The following is a 23,025-nucleotide window of genomic DNA, read 5'->3' as shown; positions in this document are numbered from 1 at the left end:
GCCTTGCCGGAACTGGTCATCACCGTTGCCCGGTTCGGATTCCTGATCCTGCTGTGGATCTTCGTGTTCACGGTGGTCGGCGTGATCCGTCGGGACCTGTTCGCGGGGGCCCGGTCCGGTCGCCTGGTGGCGGCGCCACGAGCCGTTGGCGCCTCGACGGGGCAGGCGGCCAAGCCGGCGAAGGTGAAACGGGGCAGGGCGGCACACCAGCTGGTGGTGACCGCCGGCCAGCTGGCCGGCACCCGGATCACTCTCGGTGAAGCGCAGATCACCATCGGTCGGGCCGAGGACTCCACCCTGGTCATCACCGACGACTACGCCTCCGCGCGGCACGCCCGGCTCGTGCCCCGCGACGGTCAGTGGTTCGTCGAGGACCTCGGCTCGACTAACGGCACGTACCTCGATCGCGCTAAGGTCACCGGACCAACCCCCGTCCCCCTCGGCGTGCCGATCCGGATCGGCCGCACTTCCCTCGAATTACGGCCATGACTCTGACCCTGCGCTATGCGGCCCACAGCGACCGCGGTCTGATCCGAGACGGCAATCAAGACTCCGTCTACGCCGGACCGCGGCTACTCGCCGTTGCCGACGGCATGGGCGGCATGGCCGCCGGTGACGTCGCCAGCAACATCGTCATCGGTGCCATGGCGCCGCTCGACGAGGACGTCCCGGGGGACGCTCTCGTCGACGCGTTGCGTTCGGCCGTGGGTACCGCCAACCAACAACTCCGCGACACGGTGGACGCCAACCCGCAGTTGGAGGGGATGGGCACCACGCTGACGGCCACCCTCTTCACCGGCAGCAAGCTGGGGATGGTCCACATCGGCGACTCGCGGGCCTACCTGCTGCGCAACGGTGAGTTCGCGCAGATCACCAAGGACGACACGTACGTCCAGATGCTCGTCGACGAGGGCCGGATCAGCGCCGAGGAGGCGAGCAGCCACCCGCAACGGTCGCTGCTGACCCGCGCCCTGGACGGCCGGGACATCGACCCGGAGTACTCGGTGCGTCAGGTCCTGCCCGGCGACAGGTACCTGATCTGCAGCGACGGGCTGTCTGGCGTGGTCAGCGCCGAGACCATCGGTGAGACCATGCGGGAGTACACCGACCCGCAGCAGTGCGTCGAGCGACTGGTGCAGCTCGCGCTGCGCGGCGGCGGCCCGGACAACATCACGGTGATCATCGCCGACGCCACCGACCAGGACATCGTCGAGGCGACACCGATCGTCGGCGGCGCCGCCGCCCGGGACCGGGGCATGGCCACCTCCGCCGACGACTCCACCCCGGCCGCCCGGGCCTCCGCGCTCTCCGCGCCACGCCCGGCCGCGCCGGAGGAGCCGAACGCGTCGGACGACGAGCCGGAGCGGCCGAAGCGCCGGCCGGTGCGGACCGCCGCCATGGCGCTGGCCCTGCTGGTGATCGTCGGTGGCGCGGCCTTCGGCGGCTGGACGTACACCCAGCGGCAGTACTACGTGGGTGCCACCGATGAGGGCCAGGTCGCCGTCTTCCGGGGCATCCAGGGTCAGATCGCCGGGATGGACCTCTCCACCGTGCACCGCACCAGCGGGACCAGGCTTGACGACCTCACCGTCGCCGCACAGGACACCGTCAAGGTGGGCATCCGGGCCAAGAACGAGCCGGACGCCGAGCGCCAGCTCGCCGAGCTGACGAGCGACACCCCGACCAACCCCAACCTGAAGCCGCTCTGCCCGTCCGACCCGACGGTGGTGGCCGGCTCGCCGACCCCGGACGGGACGCCCGCGCCACCGAACGGCAGCCCCAGCGCGCCGGCGACTCCCAACGGGTCCGTGACAACGGGCCCGACCCCCGGGGTCACCGCCACCGCTGGCGTGACCGGCCCGACGACCGCACCCGACGCCACGCCCTCCGACTCGACACCGCCGACGCTCGATCCGGCCGGTTGCCGGTCTCCTGAGTGAGCGTCGACTGAGATCCCGAGGATTCCACCCGTGACCGTAGCGGCCACACCGGCGCCCTCGCCCGCGACCACGGGCGGGCAGTCCGGCGTACGCCTGGCCCGGTCCCGACGCAACGCCGAGCTGTCCCTGCTGCTGCTCGCCATGGTGCTGGTGGCCGCGTACGGGGCGACGGTTGAGGCGAACCTGCTCGACACCGTCACCCCGGACTTCTGGATGCCCGCCGCCGCACTCGGCGCGGTCTTCCTCGGCCTGCACCTGGTCATCCGGTTTCTCGCCCCGTTCGCCGACCCGGCCCTGCTGCCGGCGGTGGCCCTGCTCAACGGCCTCGGGGTGGGCTTTCTGCGCCGCATCGACCTGGGTGACGCGCCGGTGGCCGACCGGGAGAGCCTTGCGGTGTTCGCGGGCATCGGGGGGCGACAGTTGGCGTGGACGCTCGCCTCGGTGATCCTCGCCGCCGGCCTGCTCGCCATCATGAGAGACCACCGCTCGGTGTCCCGGTACGCGTACACCCTGGGGTTGGCCGGCATCGTGCTGGTGATGCTTCCGGCGGTGCTGCCGTCCAGCATCTCGGAGATCAACGGCGCCAAGCTGTGGATCCGGGTGGGCGGTTTCTCGATCCAGCCGGGTGAGTTCGCCAAGTTGGCGCTTCTTGTCTTCTTCGCCTACTACCTGGTGCGCAAGCGTGAGGTGCTGTCACTTGCCAGTCGGCGTGTGCTCGGCATCGACTTCCCGCGCGGGCGCGACCTCGGCCCGGTGGTCGTGGTCTGGTTGATCAGCCTCCTGGTGCTCGTCTTCGAGAAGGACCTGGGCACCTCGCTTCTCTACTTCGGCATGTTCGTGGTGACCCTCTACATCGCCACCGAACGGGTCAGTTGGCTGCTCATCGGTCTGGTCCTGTTCTTCGGCGGCGCCTACCTGGCGTACGTCCTCGGCTCGACTGTCGGCGGCCCGTTCGCCAACTTCTACCTGCGGGCGGAGATCTGGCTGGACCCGTTCGCCGACCCGACCGACAAGGGCTACCAGCTCGTGCAGGGGCTGCTCGCCCTGGGCACGGGTGGGCTCTTCGGCGCGGGGCCGGGCGGTGGCCAGCCGGAGATCCTGCCGGAGGTGCAGAACGACTTCATCTTCGCCGGCATCGGCGAGGAGATCGGCCTCTTCGGGCTCTCCGCGCTGCTGGTGGTCTACCTGCTGATCGTGGAGCGGGGGCTGCGTGCCGCGCTCGCGGTACGGGACTCGTTCGGCAAGCTGCTCGCCGGTGGTCTGGCGTTCACCCTCGGCCTGCAGGTCTTCGTGATCGTCGGCGGGATCAGCAAGCTCATCCCGCTGACCGGTCAGACCACCCCGTTCCTGTCCGCAGGTGGCTCGTCACTGATGGCCAACTGGTTGCTCATCGCGGTGCTGCTGCGGGTCTCCGACGGAGCCCGCCGGCCGGTCACCGGTGGTGGCGGCAAGGCCGCCCGGCCCGCCGGTGGTCCGCCGGAGCAACTGCACGGTGCCCCCACGGAGGTGATCAAGCCGTGAACGCACCCCTGCGCCGCGTCGGCGTCGTCGTCATTGTCCTGTTCGGTCTGCTCTTCGCCAATCTCAACTGGATCCAGGCCTACAAGGCGGACGAGTACCGCACCAGCGACTACAACGGTCGGGTCCAGGTCGCCGACTACAAGATCAAGCGCGGCAACATCGAGGCCGGCGGCACGGCACTGGCCACCAGCAAGGAGACCACCGGCAAGCTGAAGTTCCTGCGCACCTACCCGGGTGGCGCCAAGTACGCCCACGTGCTCGGCTACAAGCCGGTCAACCTGGCGGACCGGGGCATCGAGCAGGTGGAGAACGACTTCCTGGCCGGCACCAGCGACCAGCTCATCGGTGACCGGTTCAAGGACATGTTCACAGGTGACCAGACCGGTGGCGGCAACGTGCTGCTCACGCTCTCCAAGCGGGCCCAGGACGTGGCGTACGACCAGATGCGCAACAACCAGGTCGGGGCGAAGCGGGGCGCGGCCATCGCCATCGACCCGAGTACCGGGGCGGTGCAGGCGCTCGTCTCCATGCCGAGCTTCGACCCGAACCCGCTGGCCAGCCACGACACCGACGAGGCGGCGGCCGCGTTCAACAAGCTGGAACAGGACCCGGAACGTCCACTGAACAACAGGGCGCTCGGGGAGACGCTGCCGCCGGGCTCCACCTTCAAGATCGTAGTGGCGGCGGCGGCGCTGGAGAACGGCGTCACGAAGAACACCCCGATCCCGGCCGGCTCCAGCTACACCCCTCCCACGTCCGGCGAGCCGATCCGTAACGCCGCCCCCTCGATCTGCCCGCAGTCGCAGGTCACCCTGATGGAGGCGGTCACCGAGTCGTGCAACACCGGCTTCGCCCAGCTCGGTGTGCGACTCGGCGCCAACGCCCTCAAGGAGAAGGCCCGCCAGTTCGGCTTCGAGCAGGAGGACCTGACTGTCGGGCAGCTCGGTGAGGGTGGCCTGCCCACGGCGGCCAGCCGGACCGGCACCATCCAGAACACCGACGGCGGCGACGACCCGGCCGCGCTGGCCCAGTCCTCGATCGGTCAGCGAGACGTCCGGATGACGCCGCTGGAGGGCGCCATGATCGCCGGCTCGGTCGCCAACAACGGCAAGCAGATGCGGCCGTACCTGGTGCGGCAACTGCTCGCTCCGGACCGCACCACCAGCTACTACACCGCCAACGCGCGGGAGCTGCGCCAGCCGGTCACCCCGCAGGTCGCAGGCGACCTGCGGGACATGATGGTCAGCGTGGTCCAGAACGGGACCGGTAAGAAGGCCGCGATCAGCGGCTACAAGGTCGGTGGCAAGACCGGCACCGCGCAGTCCGCCCCGGACCGGCCCGACCACGGCTGGTTCATCGGCTTCGCCCTGGACAAGAACGACAAGCCCGTCTCCGCGGTCTGCGTGGTGCTGGAGCAGGCAGGCAGCGGTGGCAGCGCCGAGGCGGCCCGGATCGCCGGTCAGATCATGCGCGCGGCCATCGCCGACCCCGGGGGCCGCTGACATGCTCAGCCCCGGGGTCCAGCTCGGCAACCGCTACCGTCTCGACGAGCGGATCGCCAGCGGCGGCATGGGCGACGTGTGGCGCGGCACCGACCAGGTCCTCGGGCGGACGGTGGCGGTGAAGAGCCTGCTCCCCGCCCTGCTCGACGATCCGGACTTCGCCGAACGCTTCCGCGGCGAGGCCCGGACGATGGCCACCATCAACCACCCAGGAGTCGTGGACGTCTACGACTTCGGCAACGACCAGCAGATCGCCTTCCTGGTCATGGAGTACGTCGAGGGCGACGCCCTGTCGTCGACGCTGAGCCGGGTCGGCCGGCTCACCCCGGCCCGGACGATGGCCCTCGTCGCGCAGGCCGCCGACGCGCTGCACGCCGCGCACGAGAAGGGCATCGTGCACCGGGACGTGAAGCCGGGCAACCTGCTGGTCCGGCCGAACGGCACGCTCGTGCTCACCGACTTCGGCATCGCCCGCTCCGACCTGGTCGGCCAGCTCACCGCCGCCGGGTCGGTGCTGGGCACCGCCTCGTACATCTCGCCCGAGCAGGCCACCGGCGGCGTCGCCACCCCGGCGTCCGACGTGTACGCCCTCGGCGTGGTCGCGTACCAGTGCCTCGCCGGGCGGCGCCCGTTCGAGGGTGACAACCCGCTCGACATCGCCATGCGGCACGTCCGGGAGACGCCCCGCCCACTGCCCGCGGACATCCCGCCGCAGGTCCGGGCGGTCGTGGAACGGGCGTTGGCCAAGGACCCGGCCGCGCGCTGGCCCAGCGCCGCGGCTCTCGCGCAGGTCGCCCGTCAGCTCAAGGCCGCGCTCTCCCAGCAGGCCCGGGGCGGCGGTCACCCCGGCCCGGTCTCCGGAGCGCCGGCCTCACCGGCGGCACCCGGTCGGGCCCAGGTGCCCCAGTCGCAGCACCACCGCGCACCGGGCGCCCCGCACCGTCCGGTGCCCGCCGGGCAGCGACCGACCGCCGTCGCCCCGCCCCAGCAGCCCCGCCCCACCGCCGTCGCGCCGGCCGTCCCGTACGCCCGGCCCCCGGCCGGTGCGGCAGGCTACCCGCGCGGCGCCGCGGCGGTGCCGCCGGCACAGACCCGGCAGGAACACCCCCCGGCGTACGTGCGGCAGGCCGGCCCGACGCCATCCACTCCCGAACCCCACAGGTCCCGGCCCGGAATGGTGCTTCTCGCCATCCTGCTCGCCGTACTGGTCCTGCTCTGCTCGGGCGTGATTTCCTACAACCTGCGGAAGCAGTCGCAGTCCGGCGAAACCGGTGCGCTGGCTCCGCACGCGGCGACGTCCGGCGCGCTGCGGCCCGACGGACGCGACGATCCGACCCGGACGTCGTACCGTCGTGAGGTACGGCTCCAGCCGGTCGACGGCGGGACGACGACGAGCGAAGGACGACAGACGCGATGACAGCGCAGGCCCGCCTGCTCGGTGGCAGGTACCAGGTCGGCGAGCTGCTCGGCTATGGCGGCATGGCCGAGGTGCACCGCGGTCGCGACCTCCGGCTCGGTCGGGACGTCGCGATCAAGATGCTCCGCACCGACCTCGCCAGGGATGCGACGTTCCAGATGCGGTTCCGGCGGGAGGCGCAGAACGCGGCGTCGCTCAACCACCCGGCGATCGTGGCGGTCTACGACACCGGCGAGGAGACCGCGCCGACCGGCGAGACGCTGCCGTTCATCGTCATGGAGTTCGTCAACGGCCGGACGCTCAAGGAGGTGCTCGGCGCCGAGGGTCGGTTGCAACCCCGCCGGGCGCTGGAGATCTGCGCCGACATGTGCGCGGCGCTGGAGTTCAGCCACCGGCACGGCATCATCCACCGGGACATCAAGCCCGGCAACGTGATGCTCACCCAGACCGGCCAGGTCAAGGTGATGGACTTCGGCATCGCCCGGGCCCTGGCCAGCGGCGCGACCACCATGACGCAGACCAGCGCGGTGATCGGCACGGCCCAGTACCTGTCCCCGGAGCAGGCGCGCGGCGAGGCCGTGGACGCCCGTTCCGACGTGTACGCCGCCGGTTGCGTGCTCTTCGAGCTGGTCTGCGGGCACCCGCCGTTCGTGGGCGACAGTCCGGTAAGCGTCGCGTACCAGCACGTACGGGAGACGCCGCCGACGCCTAGCGACATCAACCCGGACGTCACCCCGGCCGTCGACGCGATCGTGCTCAAGGCGCTGTCGAAGAACCCGCTTAACCGCTACCAGAGCGCCGGTGAGATGCGCGCCGATCTGCTCCGCGCCGCCGCCGGCCGGCCCGTGCTGGCCACGCCTGTGATGCGCGAGGCGGAGACGGTGGCGATGGCCCCGGCCGGTGGCGGGGGCGGCTACCCGGCTGCCGCCGCTGGGCAGCAGACCCGGCAGATCCCGGCCCGGGTGGGCGATCCGCGGCAGCGCAAGGCGTCGTCCTGGCTGATCGCGATGTTCAGCGCGGTAGGCGTGCTGGCGGTGATCGCCCTGGTCGCCGCCCTGCTCTGGAGCCAGCAGGGCAAGGACCTGAAGTCGGTGCCCACCCTCACGGGTAAGAGTCAGGAAGCCGCGATCACGGAGATCCGCAATGCCGGCTTCCAGGCGGTGGTGGGCGAGCCGGTGATGGAGAGCAACTGCCAGAAGGACACGGTGGTCCGGCAGAATCCGCAGCCGGGCGCGCGGCTGGAGGAGACGCGTCAGGTCACCATCCAGATCTGTGGCGGCGCGCCCGAGGTGACAGTCCCGGTAGGCCTCAAGGGCAGCAAGCTGGAGAGCGCCATCGCCCGTCTCGAGGAAGCGAATCTCGTCGCCGACGTCAAGGAAATCAACAGCGAGGCGAGCCAGGACGAGGTACTCAGTGTCGACCCCCCGTCGGGGCAGCGCGTCCCCGAGGGCACGAAGGTGACGCTCACCGTCTCGAATGGCAAGGTCCGCGAGGTGCCGGACGTCGTCGGGCTCAGCCAGGAGGAAGCCACCCGGGTCCTCCGCAACGCCGGCTTCACCGTCGTCACCCAGGAGGGCCCGGAGGTGCCTGCCGCCGACGCGGGGAAGGTCACCGATCAGAGCCCGAACGCCAAGGACAAGAAGCCGACGGGTACGAAGGTGACCATCAAGGTCAGTCAGCCCGAGCCGGAGACCGACCCGACTCCCTCCGTGACGCCTTCGGTCACTCCGACGACCACGCCGACCACGCCTGGCAACGGAGGTGGCATCGGTCTGCCGTTCCCGCCCCCGCCGTCCCGGCTTCCGCAGGATTGATTCCGGGCACGGCGTGCGGGCAACGGTGTGAGTGACGATGCCCGGCCGGTGAAGCGGTGGCCACGGCGGCTGCGTCGCCTGGCCGTCCTCGGTGCCGTCCTGCTGCTGCTCGTCAGTCTGCCGTGGCTGTGGACGACGATCTCCGCGCGCGGCCACGTGTACGACGCGGCAGACGCCCCCAGGGCAGACGTGGTCATCGTGCTCGGCACCGCCGTGGCGGCCGACCGGCAGCGGCCAGGCGAACGGCTCGCCGGCCGGCTGGAAACCGCCGCCGCCCTGGTGACCAGCGGGCGGGCGACTGTCGTCCTCGTCTCCGGTGACGGCGGCGGCGCGTCGGGTGACGAGACGGCAGTGATGACGTCGTACCTCGCCGAGCTGGGTGTCGACCCGAAACGGGTGGTGGCCGACCCGTTCGGCCTGGACACCTACGACAGTTGCGCCAGGGCCCGCGACGTGTACGGCATCGAGCGGGCGCTTATCGTCACGCAGTCCTACCACCTGTCCCGAGCGGTGACGCTGTGCCGGCATCTCGGCCTCGACGCCGACGGGGTGACCGCCGGCTGCCCCGGTTGCGGGCGCGCCCTGCTCGTCGAGAAGTCGGCACGGGACTACTTCGCCAGCGGCAAGGCGGCGTGGGACGCGGTCCGCGGCCGGTCACCGGCGGTCCGTTCGCCGGCCGATCCGGCGGTCCGGGACGCGCTGCGGGGGAGCTGACCGTCAGGCGGCGGCGAAGGCGGCCCGGCGGCGGGCGTCCACCTCGGCGGCCAGCGAGGGGGCGCGTTCCAGCGCCTCGGGGTGGCCGCAGCCGGCCAGCCAGTTCGCGAGCATCAGGTGCCCGCCCTCGGTGAGCACCGACTCCGGGTGGAACTGCACGCCCTCGATGGGCAGCGTCCGGTGCCGCATCGCCATCACGACGCCCGAGCCGGTCCAGCCGGTGACCTCCAGCTCGTCGGGGAGCGTCTCGGGCAGCACCGCGAGTGAGTGGTACCGGGTGGCGGTGAACGGGTCCGACAGGCCTGCGAGGACGCCTACCGAGCGGTGTCGTACCTCGGAGGTCTTGCCGTGCAGCAGCTCGGGGGCGCGGTCGACTGTCGCGCCGAACGCCTCCCCGATCGCCTGGTGGCCGAGGCACACGCCGAAGATCGGCAGCTCGCCCGCGTACTGCCGGATGACGTCCAGGCAGATGCCGGCGCGGTCGGGGCTGCCCGGCCCGGGTGAGAGCAGGACACCCGCCGCGCCCACCCGGCCCACCTCGGCGACGTCGATCTCGTCGTTGCGGCGGACCTCGCACTCCACGCCGAGCTGGCCGAGGTACTGCACCAGGTTGAAGACGAACGAGTCGTAGTTGTCGATCACCAGGACGCGCATGGTCACCTGCTCGGGGAGGGAGGCGCGGGGTTGTTCTGGTCGGTGTCGTACGGCAGGTCGTGCTCGTCGCCGGCCGGGGTCTCCCCGGTCACGGCGTCACCGCCGCCCGGGTCACCGGGCACCCCCGAATCCTGGGTGACCTGCACGTCGTCGAAGGGCAGCAGTGGTTCGGCCCACGGAAAGGCCACGTACCAGAGCAGGGCCACCGCGGCGGCGGCGAGCAGCACCGAACCGGCCAGCTTTCCGGGCAGGCCGAAGGGCAGCTTGCGCCAGATGAACGCGTACATCGGGTCAGCCTCCCAGCTCGGCCGGGCGGCCCGCCGACTTGGGTTGGGTCCGGTCCAGCTCGGCGTGGACGATCAGCCGCTGGTAGTTGTCGAACTTGGGGTTGCAGGTGGTGAGGGTGAGCATCCGCTTGGTCGGCTTCTTGTCCGGCTCGCCGGGCACCGGGGCCACCACCTCGACCTGCGTCGGCTTGACGATCCGGGTCTGGGCCACCCGGTAGACGTACCAGTCGGTCTTGCCCTCGACGACTATCGCGTCGCCGTCGTCGAGCTCGTCGAGCCGCCAGAAGGTGGCCCGGTTGCGGTGGCCCGCCACGGAGAAGTTGCCGATCTGGCCGGGCATCGCGCTTGTCGGGTAGTGACCGGGGGCGTACCTGATGTCGGCCTGGGTGACGCCCTCGACCACCACCCAGTTCTTGTCGAGCTTGGGGATGTAGAGGCCCGCGATCGGCTTGCCGTGCACCGGCGGGGACGGCTTGGCGCTGGGCGCGGCGGCCGACGGCGCGACGGTCGGGGAGTCGGTGGGGGCCCACGCCTCGGCGAGTTGGCTGCTGAGGTCGTTCTGGTGGGCGTCGACGATTGCCGACTTGCCCCACACCTCGTAGCCGGCGAAGAGCAGCACCACGAGGCCGAAGGTGATGAGGACTTCGCCGGAGATCCGGATGCCGGTACGCACCCGGGAGGCGAACGACGGCCGGGTGAGCTCCGAGTAGACGCTCTTGTAGCCCTCACCGGTCTGGTGCGGCCGGAGCTGGACCACCCGCTCACCGCGGCGGGGCCGGGGAGGCTCGGCGGGGCTGTCGCTGGCGCCTGTCGGGTCGTCGGTCGTCGGCGTACGGGGCACGGCGCCCATCAGGGCCGTCGAGTCCATGGCCGGCGGGCGGACCGACGGGCCGCCGGAGACGGTGGGGATCAGCGCGGTGGCGGACGGGTCGACGGCGCGCTGGGGCCCGGCCGGGGGGATCGAGCCGGCTGGTGAGGTCGGGGAGGCGCTCGGCCGTGCGGGACCGGCGCCGACCTTGGGGATGAACGCGGTGGGCGCGTCACCACCCGCTGGGATCGGAGTGTCCGAGGCCGCCGGTCGGATCGCGGGGCCGGGAGCGGACGGCCGCGGCGGTAGCCCTGCGGGCGTACCCGGGCTGGTCGGCGTGGCCTGCGGCGGGCCTGGCGTGCCTCCGGTGGCCGGTGGCCGGCTCGACGATCCCGGTGCGGGGGTGCGGGTGGGCAGGTCGCCGAGGCTGCTCGCGCGGGCCGGGGCCTGGTTGGGCGCGGTCGGTCGACCGGGAGTCGCGGGGGGACGGCCAGATCCGGCGTGCGGTCCGGGTGTCGCGGCACCGGGCCAGGGCGGCGGCGCGCCAACGGACGGCGGCATCGCGGCCGGCGCGGCAGCTGGCGGCGGTATTGCGGCTGGCGGGGGCACTGCGGCCGGCGGCTCGGGGCTCGTCGGTGGGCGCGTGGCCCGGGGGCGGGTCGGCAGCTCCGGGGTGGGCCAGTTGCTCGCCGGGCCGGGCCGGGCCGACGGCTCGGGTCGGTCGACCTTCGGCAGGAACTCCGTCGGATCGTCCGCCTGGTCCCGGTGTCGCCCGTCCGCGCCGCTCACCTGGGCACCGTAGCCGAACGCAGGGCGGTCGAGTCCTCGAACGCCGGCACCGTCACCCTGGCGACGGCCTCCTCCTTGTAACCGAGCTGGTAGTCGTCGACTGCGTCCTTGAACAACCGGACTCCCTCGGAACCGGCGAGGGCCTGCTGAAGGGCAGCGGGATCGCCGATTGCTACGATCTTGAACGGTGGGGAGTACACCCGCCCGTGGAGCAGCAGGGTGTTACCGACGCAGCGTACCGCGCTGGTCGCAAGCACGCGGACGTTCATGATTGACATGGCCTCCGCCCCGCCGGCCCACAGCGCGTTGACCACCGCCTGGACGTCACCCTGGTGCACCACCAGGTCGTCGTTGCTGGCGTCCGGGTGGACCTGGTCCGACTGCGGCGCGTCGTTCAGCTCGACAGTCACGCCGGGACCGGCGAGCGCGGTGAAGCCGGCGGCCTGGAGGCTGCCTGCGGCGCGGTCCCGCTGGGCCTTGATCGGGCCGTCCGAGTCGGCGAGCGAGTCGGTCCGTTGTTCGACCTCGCCGCGCAGTTCGGCGGCCCGGCGTTCGCTCCCCGCTACCTGCTCGCGGCGGTCCTCGATGAACTGGTTGAGCTGCGGCCGACGATCCTCGCGCAGCGCGGTGCCGTCGGCGGTGGTGGCGGAGGTGGTGAAGAGCAGCCCGGCCGCGGCGGCGATCAGGGGCACCCCGATCGACCAGCCCGGTCGACGTTGGCGAGGTCGCCGGGGCAGGAGCCCGGCGCCGGCCCGTCGGAGGACCTTCTGCCAGGAGGCAGCGCCGGATGTGTACTCCACCGAGCGTTCCTTCCGCGTGTCGGGGATCGGTCCGCCCCGGCCCGGCCGGTGATGCGAACAGTCCCGCCTTTTTCGGTCACTCCGTGCACCGGCCTGACCCCATTCGTGGTCCGGGCGGGCGTTCCGGACTACGCTAGCTCTCGAACATTATTGGCCATGGACCGTCGCCCCCGCGCCCGGTTGTCAGGCCGGACGAGGTCGTCACCCCCTCTGGAGAGCGTCGTGCCCAAGTCACAGGTCCGCAAGAAGAAGGTGTACACCCCGCCGACGGACGTGCGTCCGACGACGGCGGCGACGTCGCGCAAGCCTAGCCCGGTGTGGTTGCCGGTCACCGCTGTCGCCCTGATCGTCGCCGGCATCGGCTGGCTTGTCGTCTACTACCTCTCCGAGCAGCAGTACCCGGTCATGTCGTGGGGTTACTGGAACCTCGCGGTGGGCTTCGGTGCGATGGTCGCCTCGCTGGTGCTGCTCTCCCGCTGGCGCTGAGTCGGCTCCGGCGCCGAGACGCCGGAGGATCCACGTCACCTCACGTGCCCCTGCCCGGCAGGACTGGGCGGGGCACCCTATGGTGTCCGCAGGGCGGCGTGGCCGGTGCGAGATGACTCACGTTACTGCTAAGTAACCTTGCGCGTAGGCTGCACTGCATGACCGAGCGGAGCGAGGTCATCGACCGGTCCGGTCGCGGGTGCGGTAACGGCGTGACGCCGTCTGCGCCCTGATCCGGCCCCCGGTCGCCGAGCCGCTCGACAGGCAGCAGACCGGGAGGCCAACTCGATGGGCAGCGTCCAGATCGTCACCACGATCCTCGCGGCCGGCATCACCGCCGTGGCGGTGTGGCTGGCGGTGCGTGCGGTCCTGAAGATGACGGCCGTCATCCGGCTCGGCCAGCCCGCGCCGGAGCGGTTCGCCGACAAGGGTGCCCGGACGAAGACCATGCTTGTGGAGACCGCCGGCCACACCCGGATGCTCAAGTGGAGCGTGGTGGGGGCGGCGCACTGGTTCGTGATGGTCGGGTTCATCGTGCTGTCGCTGCTGGTGCTCGAGGCGTACTTCGAGGTGGGCACCACCAACGGCGGGCTGCCGGTCATCGGCCACTGGACGATCTTCGGCCTGGTCACCGAGATCATCGGTGTGCTGGGCCTGGTCGGCATCCTGGTGCTGATGGCGATCCGGTTGCGTAACCGGCCGAACCGGCCGGGCGGGCGCTCCCGGTTCACCGGCTCGACCATGTGGCAGGGCTACTTCGTCGAGTGGATCGTGCTCCTGGTCCTGATCTTCGGGTTCGTGATCAGGGGCTTCAAGGTCGCCACCGACCACTTCGAGTTCCCGTTCTGGGCCACCCCGGTGAGCCACGCCTTCGGTGCGGTCCTGCCCGACTGGGCGGACGGGGTCAGCGTCGCCGCCGCCATCAAGATCATCATTTCGATGACCTGGCTGATCGTCATCTCCCTGAACGTCACGATGGGCGTCGCCTGGCACCGGTTCCTGGCGTTCCCCAACATCTTTTTCAAGCGTGAGCCGGCCAAGCCGGCCGGCTCCGGCCTCGGCGCGCTGCGCCCGATGACGAGCCAGGGCAAGCCGCTCGACTTCGAGGAGGCGGACCCGGAGAAGGACCAGTTCGGCGTCGCCCACGTCGAGCAGTTCAGCTGGAAGGGCCTGCTGGACTTCAGCACCTGCACCGAGTGCGGTCGCTGCCAGTCGCAGTGCCCGGCCTGGAACACCGGCAAGCCGCTGTCACCCAAGTTGCTCGTGCTGAGCCTGCGTGACCACGCGTACGCCAAGGCGCCGTACCTGCTGGCCGGCGGCGGCAAGGACCTCACCGGCGAGGAGAAGGCCACCCAGGCGCAGCTTGCCCACCTGGACGTCCTGTCGCTCGCCGAGGGCGACAAGCCGTTGATCGGCGACGCCGAGTCCGGTGGCGTCATCGACCCGGACGTGCTCTGGTCCTGCACGACCTGCGGCGCCTGCGTCGAGCAGTGCCCGGTGGACATCGAGCACGTCGACCACATCGTCGACATGCGCCGATACCAGGTGCTGATCGAGTCGAGCTTCCCGTCCGAGGCCGGCGTGATGCTGCGCAACCTGGAGAACAAGGGCAACCCGTGGGGTGCCCCGCAGAACACCCGCGAGGACTGGACCAAGGGTCTGGACTTCGAGGTGCCCCGGGTCGGCGAGGTGGACGACTTCGAGTACCTGTTCTGGGTCGGCTGCGCCGGCGCGTTCGAGGACCGGGCCAAGAAGACCACCCGCGCGGTGGCCACGCTGCTCAACGAGGCGGGCGTGAAGTTCGCGATCCTCGGTGAGGGTGAGACCTGCTCCGGCGACCCGGCGCGGCGGATCGGCAACGAATTCGTCTTCCAGATGCTCGCCCAGCAGAACGTCGAGACACTGAACGAGGCGTTCGAGGGCCGGGAGAAGGCCAAGCGCAAGATCGTCGCGACCTGCCCGCACTGCTTCAACACCCTGGGCAACGAGTACGGCCAGCTCGGCGGGGAGTTCGAGGTGGTCCACCACACCCAGCTGCTGGCCCACCTGGTCTCCACCGGCAAGCTCACGCCTGTGCAGCCGGTCGACGGCGGGGTCACCTACCACGACCCCTGCTACCTGGGTCGGCACAACCGGGTCTTCGCCGCTCCCCGCGAGGTGCTGGGCGACGCCATCGAGGGCGAGATCGCCGAGATGCCGCGCAACAGCGAGCGCTCCTTCTGCTGCGGCGCCGGCGGCGCCCGGATGTGGATGGAAGAGAAGATCGGTAAGCGGATCAACGTGGACCGTGTCGAGGAGGCCATGGCCACCGGCGCGAAGACGGTGGCGGTCGGCTGCCCGTTCTGCTCGACGATGCTCAGCGACGGCGTCAACGGCAAGGGCGCCGGTGAGCAGGTCGAGGTGATCGACGTGGCCACCGTGCTGCTCCGCTCGGTCAAGCCGGAGCAGCCGCAGGGCGGCAAGGAGAGCGCGCCGGTCGCCGGCTGAGGCCGCGTACACCTGGGATCTGAACATCGACGACGGCGGCCCCCTGCGGGCCGCCGTCGTCGTGCAAGAATCTCGCCGAGGTGAGGCGACATCGACGGCCTACTCTGGACGACGCTGTTGCCCCTGGTCGGCTTCGTCGCGCTGACCGCGGGCAACGCGTTCTTCGTCGCGGCCGAGTTCGCCCTGGTCACGGTCGACCGCGCGGAAATCGACAGGCGGGCCGCCGCCGGCGACCAGGCCGCACTGACGGTACGCGCCGCACTGCGTGAGCTGTCCTTCCAGCTCTCCGGGGCGCAGCTCGGCATCACCATCACGGCGCTGCTCACCGGCTACCTGGCCGAGCCGGCCCTGGCGCGCATCTTCACCCCGGTGCTGCGTCCGGTCGCGGGGGACGGCGCCGAGCGGTTCACGCCGTTCCTGGCGCTGGCGCTGGCCACCCTGCTCTCCATGCTCTTCGGTGAGCTGGTGCCGAAGAACGCCGCGCTGGCCCGGCCGATGCCCGCCGCGCTTGCCACCGCCGGCCCGATGCACGCCTTCTCCCGCGCGTTCGGCTGGCTGATCCGGGGGTTGAACGGCTCGGCGAACCGGCTGGTGCGGGCGCTCGGGGTGGAACCGCAGGAGGAGTTGGCGAGCGCCCGCTCACCGGAGGAGCTGGGCCTCCTGGCGGCCATCTCCGCCCGGGCCGGCGCGCTGCCCACCGACACGGCGATGCTGCTGCGTCGCACGATCCGGTTCGGTGACAAGCGGGCGGCCGAGGCGATGACGCCCCGCGTGGACGTGGTGGCGCTGCGGGCCACCGCCACCGTGGCCGAGCTGCTGGAGGAATCCCGGCGGACGGGACGGACGCGCTTCCCGGTGTACGAGGAGACCCTGGACCTGGTCACCGGGGTGGCCGGCGTGCCGGACGCGCTGGGCGTGCCGCTGGCCGCGCGGGCGTCGACAGTTGTCGGCTCGGTGGCCCGCGAGCCGGTGTACGTGCCGGAGAGCCTCAACCTGGACGGCGTACTGGCCGCGTTGAAGTCGGCAGGGGCCGACCTGGCGATCGTGGTCGACGAGTACGGCGGCACGGACGGCGTGGTGACCGTCGAGGACCTGGTCGAGGAGTTGGTCGGGGAGATCGCCGACGAGTTCGATCCGGCCACGGTGGACGATGTCGACCCGGTCGGGCTGACCGTGCCCGGTGGGGAACGCACGGTGCTGGTGGACGGGGTGCTGCGGTCCGACGAGGTGGCCGAGCAGACCGGGTTCCGGCTGCCCGACGGCCCGTACGAGACGCTGGCCGGGTATCTCATGGCGCGGCTCGGGCACATCCCGCTGGTCGGCGAGACGGTCGAGGAGCAGGGTTGGGAGTTCACAGTGGTGGAGGTGGAGCGGCACCGGATCGAGCAGGTCCGGGTGCTGCGCCCGGCAGATCCGGACGACGATGACTGAGCTGCTGGTGACGGTGGTGCTGCTGCTCGGCAACGGGTTCTTCGTCGGCAGCGAGTTCGCGCTCATCGCGTCCCGGCGTACGGTGATCGAGCCGTTGGCCGCCGGTTCGAAGCGGGCCCGGTGGGCGCTGTCGGCGATGAACCAGATTCCGCTGATGATCGCCGGCGCCCAGCTCGGCATCACTGTCTGTTCGCTGGGGCTGGGCGCGATCGCCGAGCCGGCGCTCGCGCATCTGCTGGAGCCGCCGTTCCACGCGGCGGGCCTGCCGGAGCGGGCGGTGCACCCGGTGGCGTTCGTGCTGGCGCTCGGCGTGGTGGTCTTCCTGCACACGGTCGTCGGCGAGATGGTGCCGAAGAACATCACGCTTGCCGGTCCGGAGGTCTCGGCGCTGTGGCTCGGCCCGGCGATGTTGGCGTTCTGTGTGGCCACCAAGCCGCTGCTGCTGGCGATGAAGTGGGCGGCCCGCCGGGTGCTCGCGTTCTGGCGGATCGAGGCGTCCGAGGCGGTGAAGACGGTGTTCACCGCCGAGGAGTTGGCAGGTCTGGTCTCCCAGGCGCGCACCGAGGGGCTGTTGGACGCCGAGCAGCACGCCCGGATCACGGGGGCGCTGGCGCTGCACGCGCGGACCGCGGCGGACGCGTTGCAGCAGTGGTCGACTGTGGTGACGGTGGCCGAGGACGTCTCGCCGGCGTCGCTCGAGGTGTTGGCGACCCGGACCGGTAGGTCCCGTTTTCCCGTGGTGCAGCGGTCGACCCGGCGGGTGCTCGGTTTCGTGCACGTCAAGGACGTGCTCGGCTATGCCGGGCAGAGTCGTCGGGCACCGGTGCCGGCGCAGGTGTACCGGCCGCTGGCGGTGGTCCCGCCGGAGCGTACGTTGGCGGATCTGCTGCTCGCGATGCGTCGCGAACGGCGGCACATGGTGCTGGTCAGCGACGGCCGGCGTCCGCTCGGTGTGGTGACGCTCGATGACGTATTGACCGCAATCGTTGGCTGATCGACCAATACCCTTGGTGTGCAAGCGGTTGCGTGACAGTAACCGTGACCGGGTTCGCCTTGATTCCGGTCCGGCGCTTCCCTAATGTGGGGCACCGACCGCTGTGGGTCGTCTGCCTCGGCCCTTCCCTCACGCGAGGCGCCCGGCGGTCGGTTGCAAAGGAGTCGATGCCGGTGGCAACCATGCCCCCTCATCGTCACGCCCCGGGGCTGTCCGCGCGGCCGGGCAGTCTGCGCCGGGTCGCCCACCGTCTGCTCGTCCTGGTCGCCGCGGCGGCCGTCGGTGCCGGTATACTCGCCGCGCCGGCACAGGCCGAGCCCACGGTCGACGAGATCGAGGCCCAGATCGACAAGCAGTGGGAGCAGTTGGAGCCCACCATCGAGCAGTACAACAAGGTGCGGGCGCAGCTGCAGGTCAACCGCAAGAAGTCGGCCGACCTGCAGAAGAAGATCGAGCCTCTGGCGCTGCAGAGCGAGCTGGCCCTCAACCGGGTCGGTGACCTCGCCTCCCGCTACTACATCTCCGGCCCGTCGCACGACATCGGCGCCCTGCTGGTCGCCGCCAAGCCGGACACCCTCACCGAGCAGCTCACCGTTCTGGACCGGCTCGCCGCGCTGGAGCGCAAGGAGGTCGAGGGTGTGCTTGCCGTGCGGGCCAAGTACGACGGCGAGAAGCAGAAGCTCGACGCGCTGATCACCACGCAGACGCGGCAGCAGAACGAGCTGGCCGCGAAGAAGAAGCAGATCGACGTCGAGATCAAGAAGCTCGAGGCGTCTCTGCCGAAGACCACTGTCAAGACCCCCGGTTGCCCGACCATCAACGGCGTGGTCAACGCGGCCGCCCAGAAGGCGATCAAGACCGCCTGCCAGCAGGTCGGCGACCCGTACGTCTGGGGTGCCACCGGCCCGAACTCGTTCGACTGCTCGGGTCTGACCCAGTACGCGTACAAGTCGGCGGGGATCTACCTCACCCACCACACGGGTGACCAGTGGAACGAGGGCAAGGCTGTCTCGCGAGCCGACGCCCGCCCCGGTGATCTGGTCTTCTTCTTCTCCGGCCTGAGCCATGTCGGGCTGTATCTGGGCAATGGCCAGATGGTGCACGCGCCACGTGCCGGTAAACCTGTGCAGGTGTCCAGCATCAACACGATGCCGGTCGCCGGGTTCCGCAGACCCGGCTGATCCGCCCCAGGCACGACGACGGCCCCCGGTCACCGACCGGGGGCCGTCGTGGTTTCTCAGGAGTTGCCGGTCAGCGGGGCGCGCCCACCGGGGAGGGCAGCAACTGCACGTCGTCCAGGTTGACGTACATGATGCGGTGGCCGAACTGGATCTGCGCGTACCGGTTCTTGCCGCGGATCACCGTCCAGTCGCCGGGCGATGAGCCGTCGAACGTGCTGGCCCGGTAGTACTCGCCGGCCAGCACCGCGCCGACGGAGTACCGCTGACCGGCGGCCAGGGTGTACTGCAACGGGGAGATGGTCTGGTAGGGCACGCCTTCGGGGTAGGCGGCCTCCTCCGGGTACGCCCGCCCGTACACCGGGATGGTGGCCCGGCCGGGCTTCGGGACGGCAACCACGCCGACGGTCCAGCTCGCGGTGGGGGCGGACGCCGGGTTGTGGAACCAGGCCTTCTGTCCGAGGTACCAGATGGCCGTCCAGTCGCCCTGCCGCCCTGCGAGGGCGTACGTCTGGCCGGCGGAGGCCCGGGCGCCGTGGTCGGACACCTCCATGGTGTTCGGGGTGCCGTCGGGGCGCAGCGCGATGTCGTTCACCAGCGGCGCGTCCGCGGACGGCGCGGTGCGCAGCACCACCGACGAGGAGCCGCGCGGTGTGCACGGCACGCCGGGGGTGACGCATCCGATGAACGCGGGCTGGTTGGTGGCGTAGTCCGGGTCGATCCGGACGAGGCCGGTGGCCGGGGTGCCGGTGTCCAGTCGCGGGGCGTGCAGCAGGTCGAAGTAGTGCGTCCAGTCCCAGTACGGCCCCGGGTCCCAGTGCATCCCGCGTACTGTCGACGCGACGGTGCCTGGCACGTTGTCGTGACCGATGATGTGCTGACGGTCCAGCGGGATGCCGAGCCGCAGCGCGAGGTGCCGGACGAGCTTCGCCGAGGTCCGGTACATCGCCTCGGTGTACCAGGTGCCCTGGGCGGCGAAGCCCTCGTGCTCCAGCCCGATCGACTTGGCGTTGACGTACCAGTTGCCGGCGTGCCAGCCGACGTCCTTGGTCTTGACGTGCTGGGCGATGTGCCCGTCCACCGACCGCAGCGAGTAGTGCCAGCTCACGTACGTCGGGTCCTGGACGAGTTTCAGCGTGGTCGCCCAGCTCGCCTCGGTGTCGTGGATGACGATGTACTCGATCTTCTGCCGGGCGGGCCGGTCGGAGAGGTCGTGGTTGCCGTAGTCGCCGTCGCCGAACGCCTGGTAGGGCGCCGGGATCCACTCGCAGGAGATGGTGCGGGGGCACTCCAGCCCGTCCGGGCGGGCGAGGCGACGCAGACCCAGCCGGTCCAGCCAGGAACGCTCCGGTCGTACCGCGCTGGCCGGCAGCGTGATCCGCTGGCCGTCGTCGGTCACCCGGGACTCGCCGGCGCTGATCGTGGTGAAGACCTCGTCGGCGAAGGCCGCCGCCGCGTCGGCGCTGTCCGCGCCGGCGTAGCGGGCCACCGCGCCGTACCAGGTGGCCGGGTCGGTGCCGGCTCCGACCGGGGCACCCAACTCCCGCTGGTACGACGCGAGCAGCGCCGCCCCGCCACGGATGTTGGCGTTCGGGTCGGTACGCAGCGACTCGGGTGCGGCGCCGGTCAGCGCGGCGGCGGCGTCCACGGTCTGCAACGCGGCCGGGGGCGGCGCGGGGTCCTCGGCGGGCGCGGTCGCGGGTGCCAGCGCGGGCCGGGAGTCGTCGCCACGCGGGTCCTCGGTGCCGGTGTCGTGGTGGCCGCGTCCGGGCAGGGCGGCCACGTGGCGGGCGTCGGTCAGGTGCATCGGGCCGTAGCCGCCGCTGGTGCTCGGTGTGCCGGCGTTGCTGTCCCAGCGGGACTCCAGGTAGGAGACACCGAGCAGCACGGTGGTCGGCACGCCGTACTCAGTCGCCGCGGCGGCGTACTGCTGCTGGCGGTCGGGGGCGGGCGCCGCTGCGGCGCCAGCGGGTGGCGGTATCGCGGTCGAGGCGGCGACCACGGCGGCGGCGAGCAGGGCGAGCCGGCCGGCGGACAGGGTTGGACGGTGCATCGAACCCCCCAGATTTGCGCGGATGAAGGTGAGGTCACCTTCGCGCCGCCCGGGAGCCCGCGTCAATACCTTTCCATCTGTCGAAGTCTTCGGAAAGAAATCTTCGCGTACGCCCCGTGACTCTCTCCAATCGGTACGGAGTGTCACGGCCGCACGGGTTGCGGATCGGTAACGGGCGTCTCTACTCTGGTCATTTGTCGGCCCGACAGCAGGTCCGCCCAGCCCGGGCGGTAACGGACCGACACCGCCGAGTCGCTTCCGAGCGAACCGGGGACCCACGTCCCCCGGGGTGAATCCGCAGCCACTGCGGTAGGGCGCAACTTCCCGCCCGAACCCGTCAGCTAACCCGGTAGGCGGTCAGGAAGAAGGAGAACGGAACCCCGGTGGCACTCCATGCCCCGCGGCCGTCGTCCGAGCGGCCGGCAGCAGCCGGCCCGACGTCGATCGTGCCGCGTCCACGCTGGTCCCGCTTCACCACCGCTCTCGCCGCACTGGCCGGCGTCGCCGTCGTCCTGACCGGCAGCGCCACCGCGGCCCACGCCGACCCGTCAGTCGCCGAGATCGAACGCCAGATCGACGCCGACTGGAACAAACTCGAACCGATCATCGAACGGCACAACGCCACCCGGATCGACCTTGCCGCCAAGCGCAAGCAGGCCGACGCGTTGGCCGCCCAGATCGCCCCGCTGGAGCGTCAGGTCGACGCCGCGATGGACAAGGTCAGCGCCCTGGCCGTACGCGCGTACAAGGGCGAGAACGTCTCCACCGTCAACGCCGTGCTGGGCAGCCGGTCGCCGAGCGAGGTCGTCGGGCAGCTCGAAATGCTCGACCGTTTCGCGCACAACCAGCAGCAGGACGTCCGCGAGGTGGCCGACCTGCGCGACGAGCTGGCGGCGAAGAAGGCCCCGCTGGACGAGATGGTGTCCCAGCTGACCCGCACCGAGGCCCAGCTGGCGGCGAAGAAGAAGCAGATCAACGAGGAGATCGACCGCCTCCAGAAGCTGCGCCTCAAGGTGTACGGCAACGGGGGCGGCGGCCCGCTGCGTCCCGCGCCCTGCCCGGCGAGCTACCCCGGCGGTGCCGCCGGCACGGCAGTGAAGTTCGCCTGCGCGCAGATCGGCAAGCCCTACGTGTGGGGCGCCGAGGGCCCGAACTCGTACGACTGCTCCGGGCTGATGCTCGCCGCGTGGGCGAAGGCCGGCGTGAGCCTGCCGCACAACGCCGCCGCGCAGAGCCGGGTCACGAAGAACGTCAGCCGGGCCGACCTGCGCGCCGGTGACCTGGTCTTCTACTACAGCGACATCCACCACGTCGGCATGTACGTCGGCAACGGCTGGGTGGTGCACGCCTCCCAGGCCGGTCAGCCGGTCAAGATGAAGAAGGTCGACGACGGCCCGATCCACAGCTACGGCCGCCCCGGCTGATCAGAGGTGACCGAAGGGCCCGTCGCGATCCGTTCGCGGCGGGCCCTCGTCGTTCTTGCCTCAGCGGGTCGGCCAGGTGCGCCAGTGCTGCCAGGCGCGGCTGGGCGTCGGCCCCCGCTGGCCCTGGTAGCGCGAGCCGTACACCGCCGAGCCGTACGGGTGCTCGGCCGGCGAGGAGAGCCGGAAGATGCACAGCTGGCCGATCTTCATGCCCGGCCAGAGCGTGATCGGCAGGTTCGCCACGTTCGACAGCTCCAGCGTCACGTGCCCCGAGAAGCCCGGGTCGATGAAGCCGGCGGTGGAGTGGGTGAGCAGGCCGAGGCGGCCCAGACTCGACTTGCCCTCCAGCCGGCCGGCGAGCTGGTCGCCAAGCGAGATCACCTCGAGCGTCGAGGCGAGCACGAACTCCCCCGGGTGCAGCACGAACGGCTCGCCATCGGGCACCTCGACCACCGAGGTCAGGTCGTCCTGCTGCATGGCCGGGTCGATGTGGGTGTAGAGGTGGTTGTTGAAGACCCGGAACAACCTGTCGAGTCGCACGTCGATGCTGGACGGTTGGACCAGCATGGGCTCGAAGGGCTCCAGGCCCAGCGAGCCGGCCTTGATCTCGGAGACCAGGTCGCGGTCGGAGAGCAGCATCGGACCACCATAGCGCCTTGCGTGCCAGCCGAATTCGGTGCCGGTGACCAGCGCGTCGAGGTCGCTGGTCGTACATTTGTTCGATAG

Annotated in this window: 19 protein-coding genes and 1 riboswitch; of the genes, 13 read left to right on the top strand and 6 right to left on the bottom strand. The window is 71.1% G+C overall.

Annotated elements, in window-relative coordinates; translation table 11 throughout:
* Window positions 1-3 precede the first annotated feature (3 nt).
* From AB0N27_RS17410 to AB0N27_RS17380, 7 genes are read left to right on the top strand one after another with little or no spacing between them, the layout of a single operon-like run.
* Entirely contained in the window at window positions 4-489 is a 486-nt protein-coding gene (locus AB0N27_RS17410; protein WP_074315675.1) for an FHA domain-containing protein, read from the top strand.
* Window positions 486-1,940 (top strand): protein phosphatase 2C domain-containing protein, encoded by a 1,455-nt coding sequence (locus AB0N27_RS17405; RefSeq protein ID WP_364370004.1) that lies wholly within the window; start codon window positions 486-488, stop codon window positions 1,938-1,940. The genes AB0N27_RS17410 and AB0N27_RS17405 overlap by 4 nt, the downstream gene beginning before the upstream one ends.
* A gap of 30 nt (window positions 1,941-1,970) precedes the next feature.
* Window positions 1,971-3,461, top strand: coding sequence for an FtsW/RodA/SpoVE family cell cycle protein (locus AB0N27_RS17400; protein WP_364370001.1), 1,491 nt, complete (start codon window positions 1,971-1,973; stop codon window positions 3,459-3,461).
* Window positions 3,458-4,963, top strand: coding sequence for a penicillin-binding protein 2 (locus AB0N27_RS17395; protein WP_364369998.1), 1,506 nt, complete (start codon window positions 3,458-3,460; stop codon window positions 4,961-4,963). Before AB0N27_RS17400 ends, AB0N27_RS17395 begins: the two co-directional genes overlap by 4 nt.
* A gap of 1 nt (window position 4,964) precedes the next feature.
* A complete protein-coding gene (locus tag AB0N27_RS17390) occupies window positions 4,965-6,380 on the top strand; it encodes a protein kinase (protein WP_364369995.1) in 1,416 nt (471 codons plus the stop codon).
* Window positions 6,377-8,194, top strand: coding sequence for a Stk1 family PASTA domain-containing Ser/Thr kinase (gene pknB / locus AB0N27_RS17385; RefSeq protein WP_364369992.1), 1,818 nt, complete (start codon window positions 6,377-6,379; stop codon window positions 8,192-8,194). The genes AB0N27_RS17390 and pknB overlap by 4 nt, the downstream gene beginning before the upstream one ends.
* A gap of 48 nt (window positions 8,195-8,242) precedes the next feature.
* Window positions 8,243-8,908, top strand: a complete 666-nt coding sequence (locus AB0N27_RS17380) for an ElyC/SanA/YdcF family protein (protein ID WP_364369989.1) — start codon at window positions 8,243-8,245, stop codon at window positions 8,906-8,908.
* A gap of 3 nt (window positions 8,909-8,911) precedes the next feature.
* On the opposite strand, the gene AB0N27_RS17375 is transcribed toward AB0N27_RS17380, so the two are convergent.
* The 4 genes from AB0N27_RS17375 to AB0N27_RS17360 are packed head-to-tail and all read right to left on the bottom strand — an operon-like array spanning window position 8,912 to window position 12,246.
* The gene (locus AB0N27_RS17375) at window positions 8,912-9,562 is read right to left on the bottom strand and encodes an aminodeoxychorismate/anthranilate synthase component II (protein WP_364369986.1); all 651 of its coding nucleotides are present in this window, start codon (window positions 9,560-9,562) and stop codon (window positions 8,912-8,914) included.
* Window positions 9,563-9,564: 2 nt separating this feature from the next.
* Complete coding sequence (locus AB0N27_RS17370; protein WP_139586791.1) at window positions 9,565-9,849, bottom strand: hypothetical protein; 285 nt, start codon at window positions 9,847-9,849, stop codon at window positions 9,565-9,567.
* Between the two features lie 4 nt (window positions 9,850-9,853).
* Window positions 9,854-11,446, bottom strand: a complete 1,593-nt coding sequence (locus AB0N27_RS17365) for a class E sortase (RefSeq protein ID WP_364369983.1) — start codon at window positions 11,444-11,446, stop codon at window positions 9,854-9,856.
* A complete protein-coding gene (locus AB0N27_RS17360; RefSeq protein ID WP_364369979.1) occupies window positions 11,443-12,246 on the bottom strand; it encodes a DUF881 domain-containing protein in 804 nt (267 codons plus the stop codon). The genes AB0N27_RS17365 and AB0N27_RS17360 overlap by 4 nt, the downstream gene beginning before the upstream one ends.
* A 222-nt stretch (window positions 12,247-12,468) precedes the next feature.
* Here AB0N27_RS17360 and AB0N27_RS17355 point away from each other — a divergent pair, with 222 nt between their 5' ends.
* The 5 genes from AB0N27_RS17355 (at window position 12,469) to AB0N27_RS17335 (ending at window position 18,825) form a co-directional block, all read left to right on the top strand.
* Window positions 12,469-12,732, top strand: coding sequence for a cell division protein CrgA (locus AB0N27_RS17355; protein WP_357989847.1), 264 nt, complete (start codon window positions 12,469-12,471; stop codon window positions 12,730-12,732).
* A 288-nt stretch (window positions 12,733-13,020) separates the two neighbouring features.
* Entirely contained in the window at window positions 13,021-15,219 is a 2,199-nt protein-coding gene (locus AB0N27_RS17350) for a (Fe-S)-binding protein (RefSeq protein WP_364369976.1), read from the top strand.
* 117 nt (window positions 15,220-15,336) lie between these two features.
* On the top strand, window positions 15,337-16,650 hold the full coding sequence (locus AB0N27_RS17345) for a hemolysin family protein (protein ID WP_364369973.1): 1,314 nt from the start codon (window positions 15,337-15,339) through the stop codon (window positions 16,648-16,650).
* Window positions 16,643-17,644 (top strand): hemolysin family protein, encoded by a 1,002-nt coding sequence (locus AB0N27_RS17340; RefSeq protein ID WP_364369970.1) that lies wholly within the window; start codon window positions 16,643-16,645, stop codon window positions 17,642-17,644. The genes AB0N27_RS17345 and AB0N27_RS17340 overlap by 8 nt, the downstream gene beginning before the upstream one ends.
* A gap of 167 nt (window positions 17,645-17,811) precedes the next feature.
* On the top strand, window positions 17,812-18,825 hold the full coding sequence (locus AB0N27_RS17335; RefSeq protein WP_364369967.1) for an NlpC/P60 family protein: 1,014 nt from the start codon (window positions 17,812-17,814) through the stop codon (window positions 18,823-18,825).
* Window positions 18,826-18,895: 70 nt separating this feature from the next.
* On the opposite strand, the gene AB0N27_RS17330 is transcribed toward AB0N27_RS17335, so the two are convergent.
* Window positions 18,896-20,875 (bottom strand): peptidoglycan recognition family protein, encoded by a 1,980-nt coding sequence (locus tag AB0N27_RS17330; RefSeq protein WP_364369964.1) that lies wholly within the window; start codon window positions 20,873-20,875, stop codon window positions 18,896-18,898.
* 235 nt (window positions 20,876-21,110) lie between these two features.
* Window positions 21,111-21,245: riboswitch (cyclic di-AMP (ydaO/yuaA leader) on the top strand.
* A 13-nt stretch (window positions 21,246-21,258) separates the two neighbouring features.
* Between AB0N27_RS17330 and AB0N27_RS17325 the strand changes: the two genes are divergently transcribed.
* Window positions 21,259-22,299: an NlpC/P60 family protein gene (locus AB0N27_RS17325; protein WP_364369961.1), complete on the top strand. Its 1,041-nt coding sequence runs from the start codon at window positions 21,259-21,261 to the stop codon at window positions 22,297-22,299.
* A 60-nt stretch (window positions 22,300-22,359) separates the two neighbouring features.
* On the opposite strand, the gene dcd is transcribed toward AB0N27_RS17325, so the two are convergent.
* Window positions 22,360-22,938: a dCTP deaminase gene (dcd, locus tag AB0N27_RS17320; protein WP_364369958.1), complete on the bottom strand. Its 579-nt coding sequence runs from the start codon at window positions 22,936-22,938 to the stop codon at window positions 22,360-22,362.
* Window positions 22,939-23,025 lie beyond the last annotated feature (87 nt).

It is taken from the genome of Micromonospora sp. NPDC093244 (assembly GCF_040683695.1).
GTDB lineage: Bacteria > Actinomycetota > Actinomycetes > Mycobacteriales > Micromonosporaceae > Micromonospora.
The sequence above is the reverse complement of the archived record's forward strand: the minus strand, read 5'-3'. Positions and strand labels throughout refer to the sequence as shown.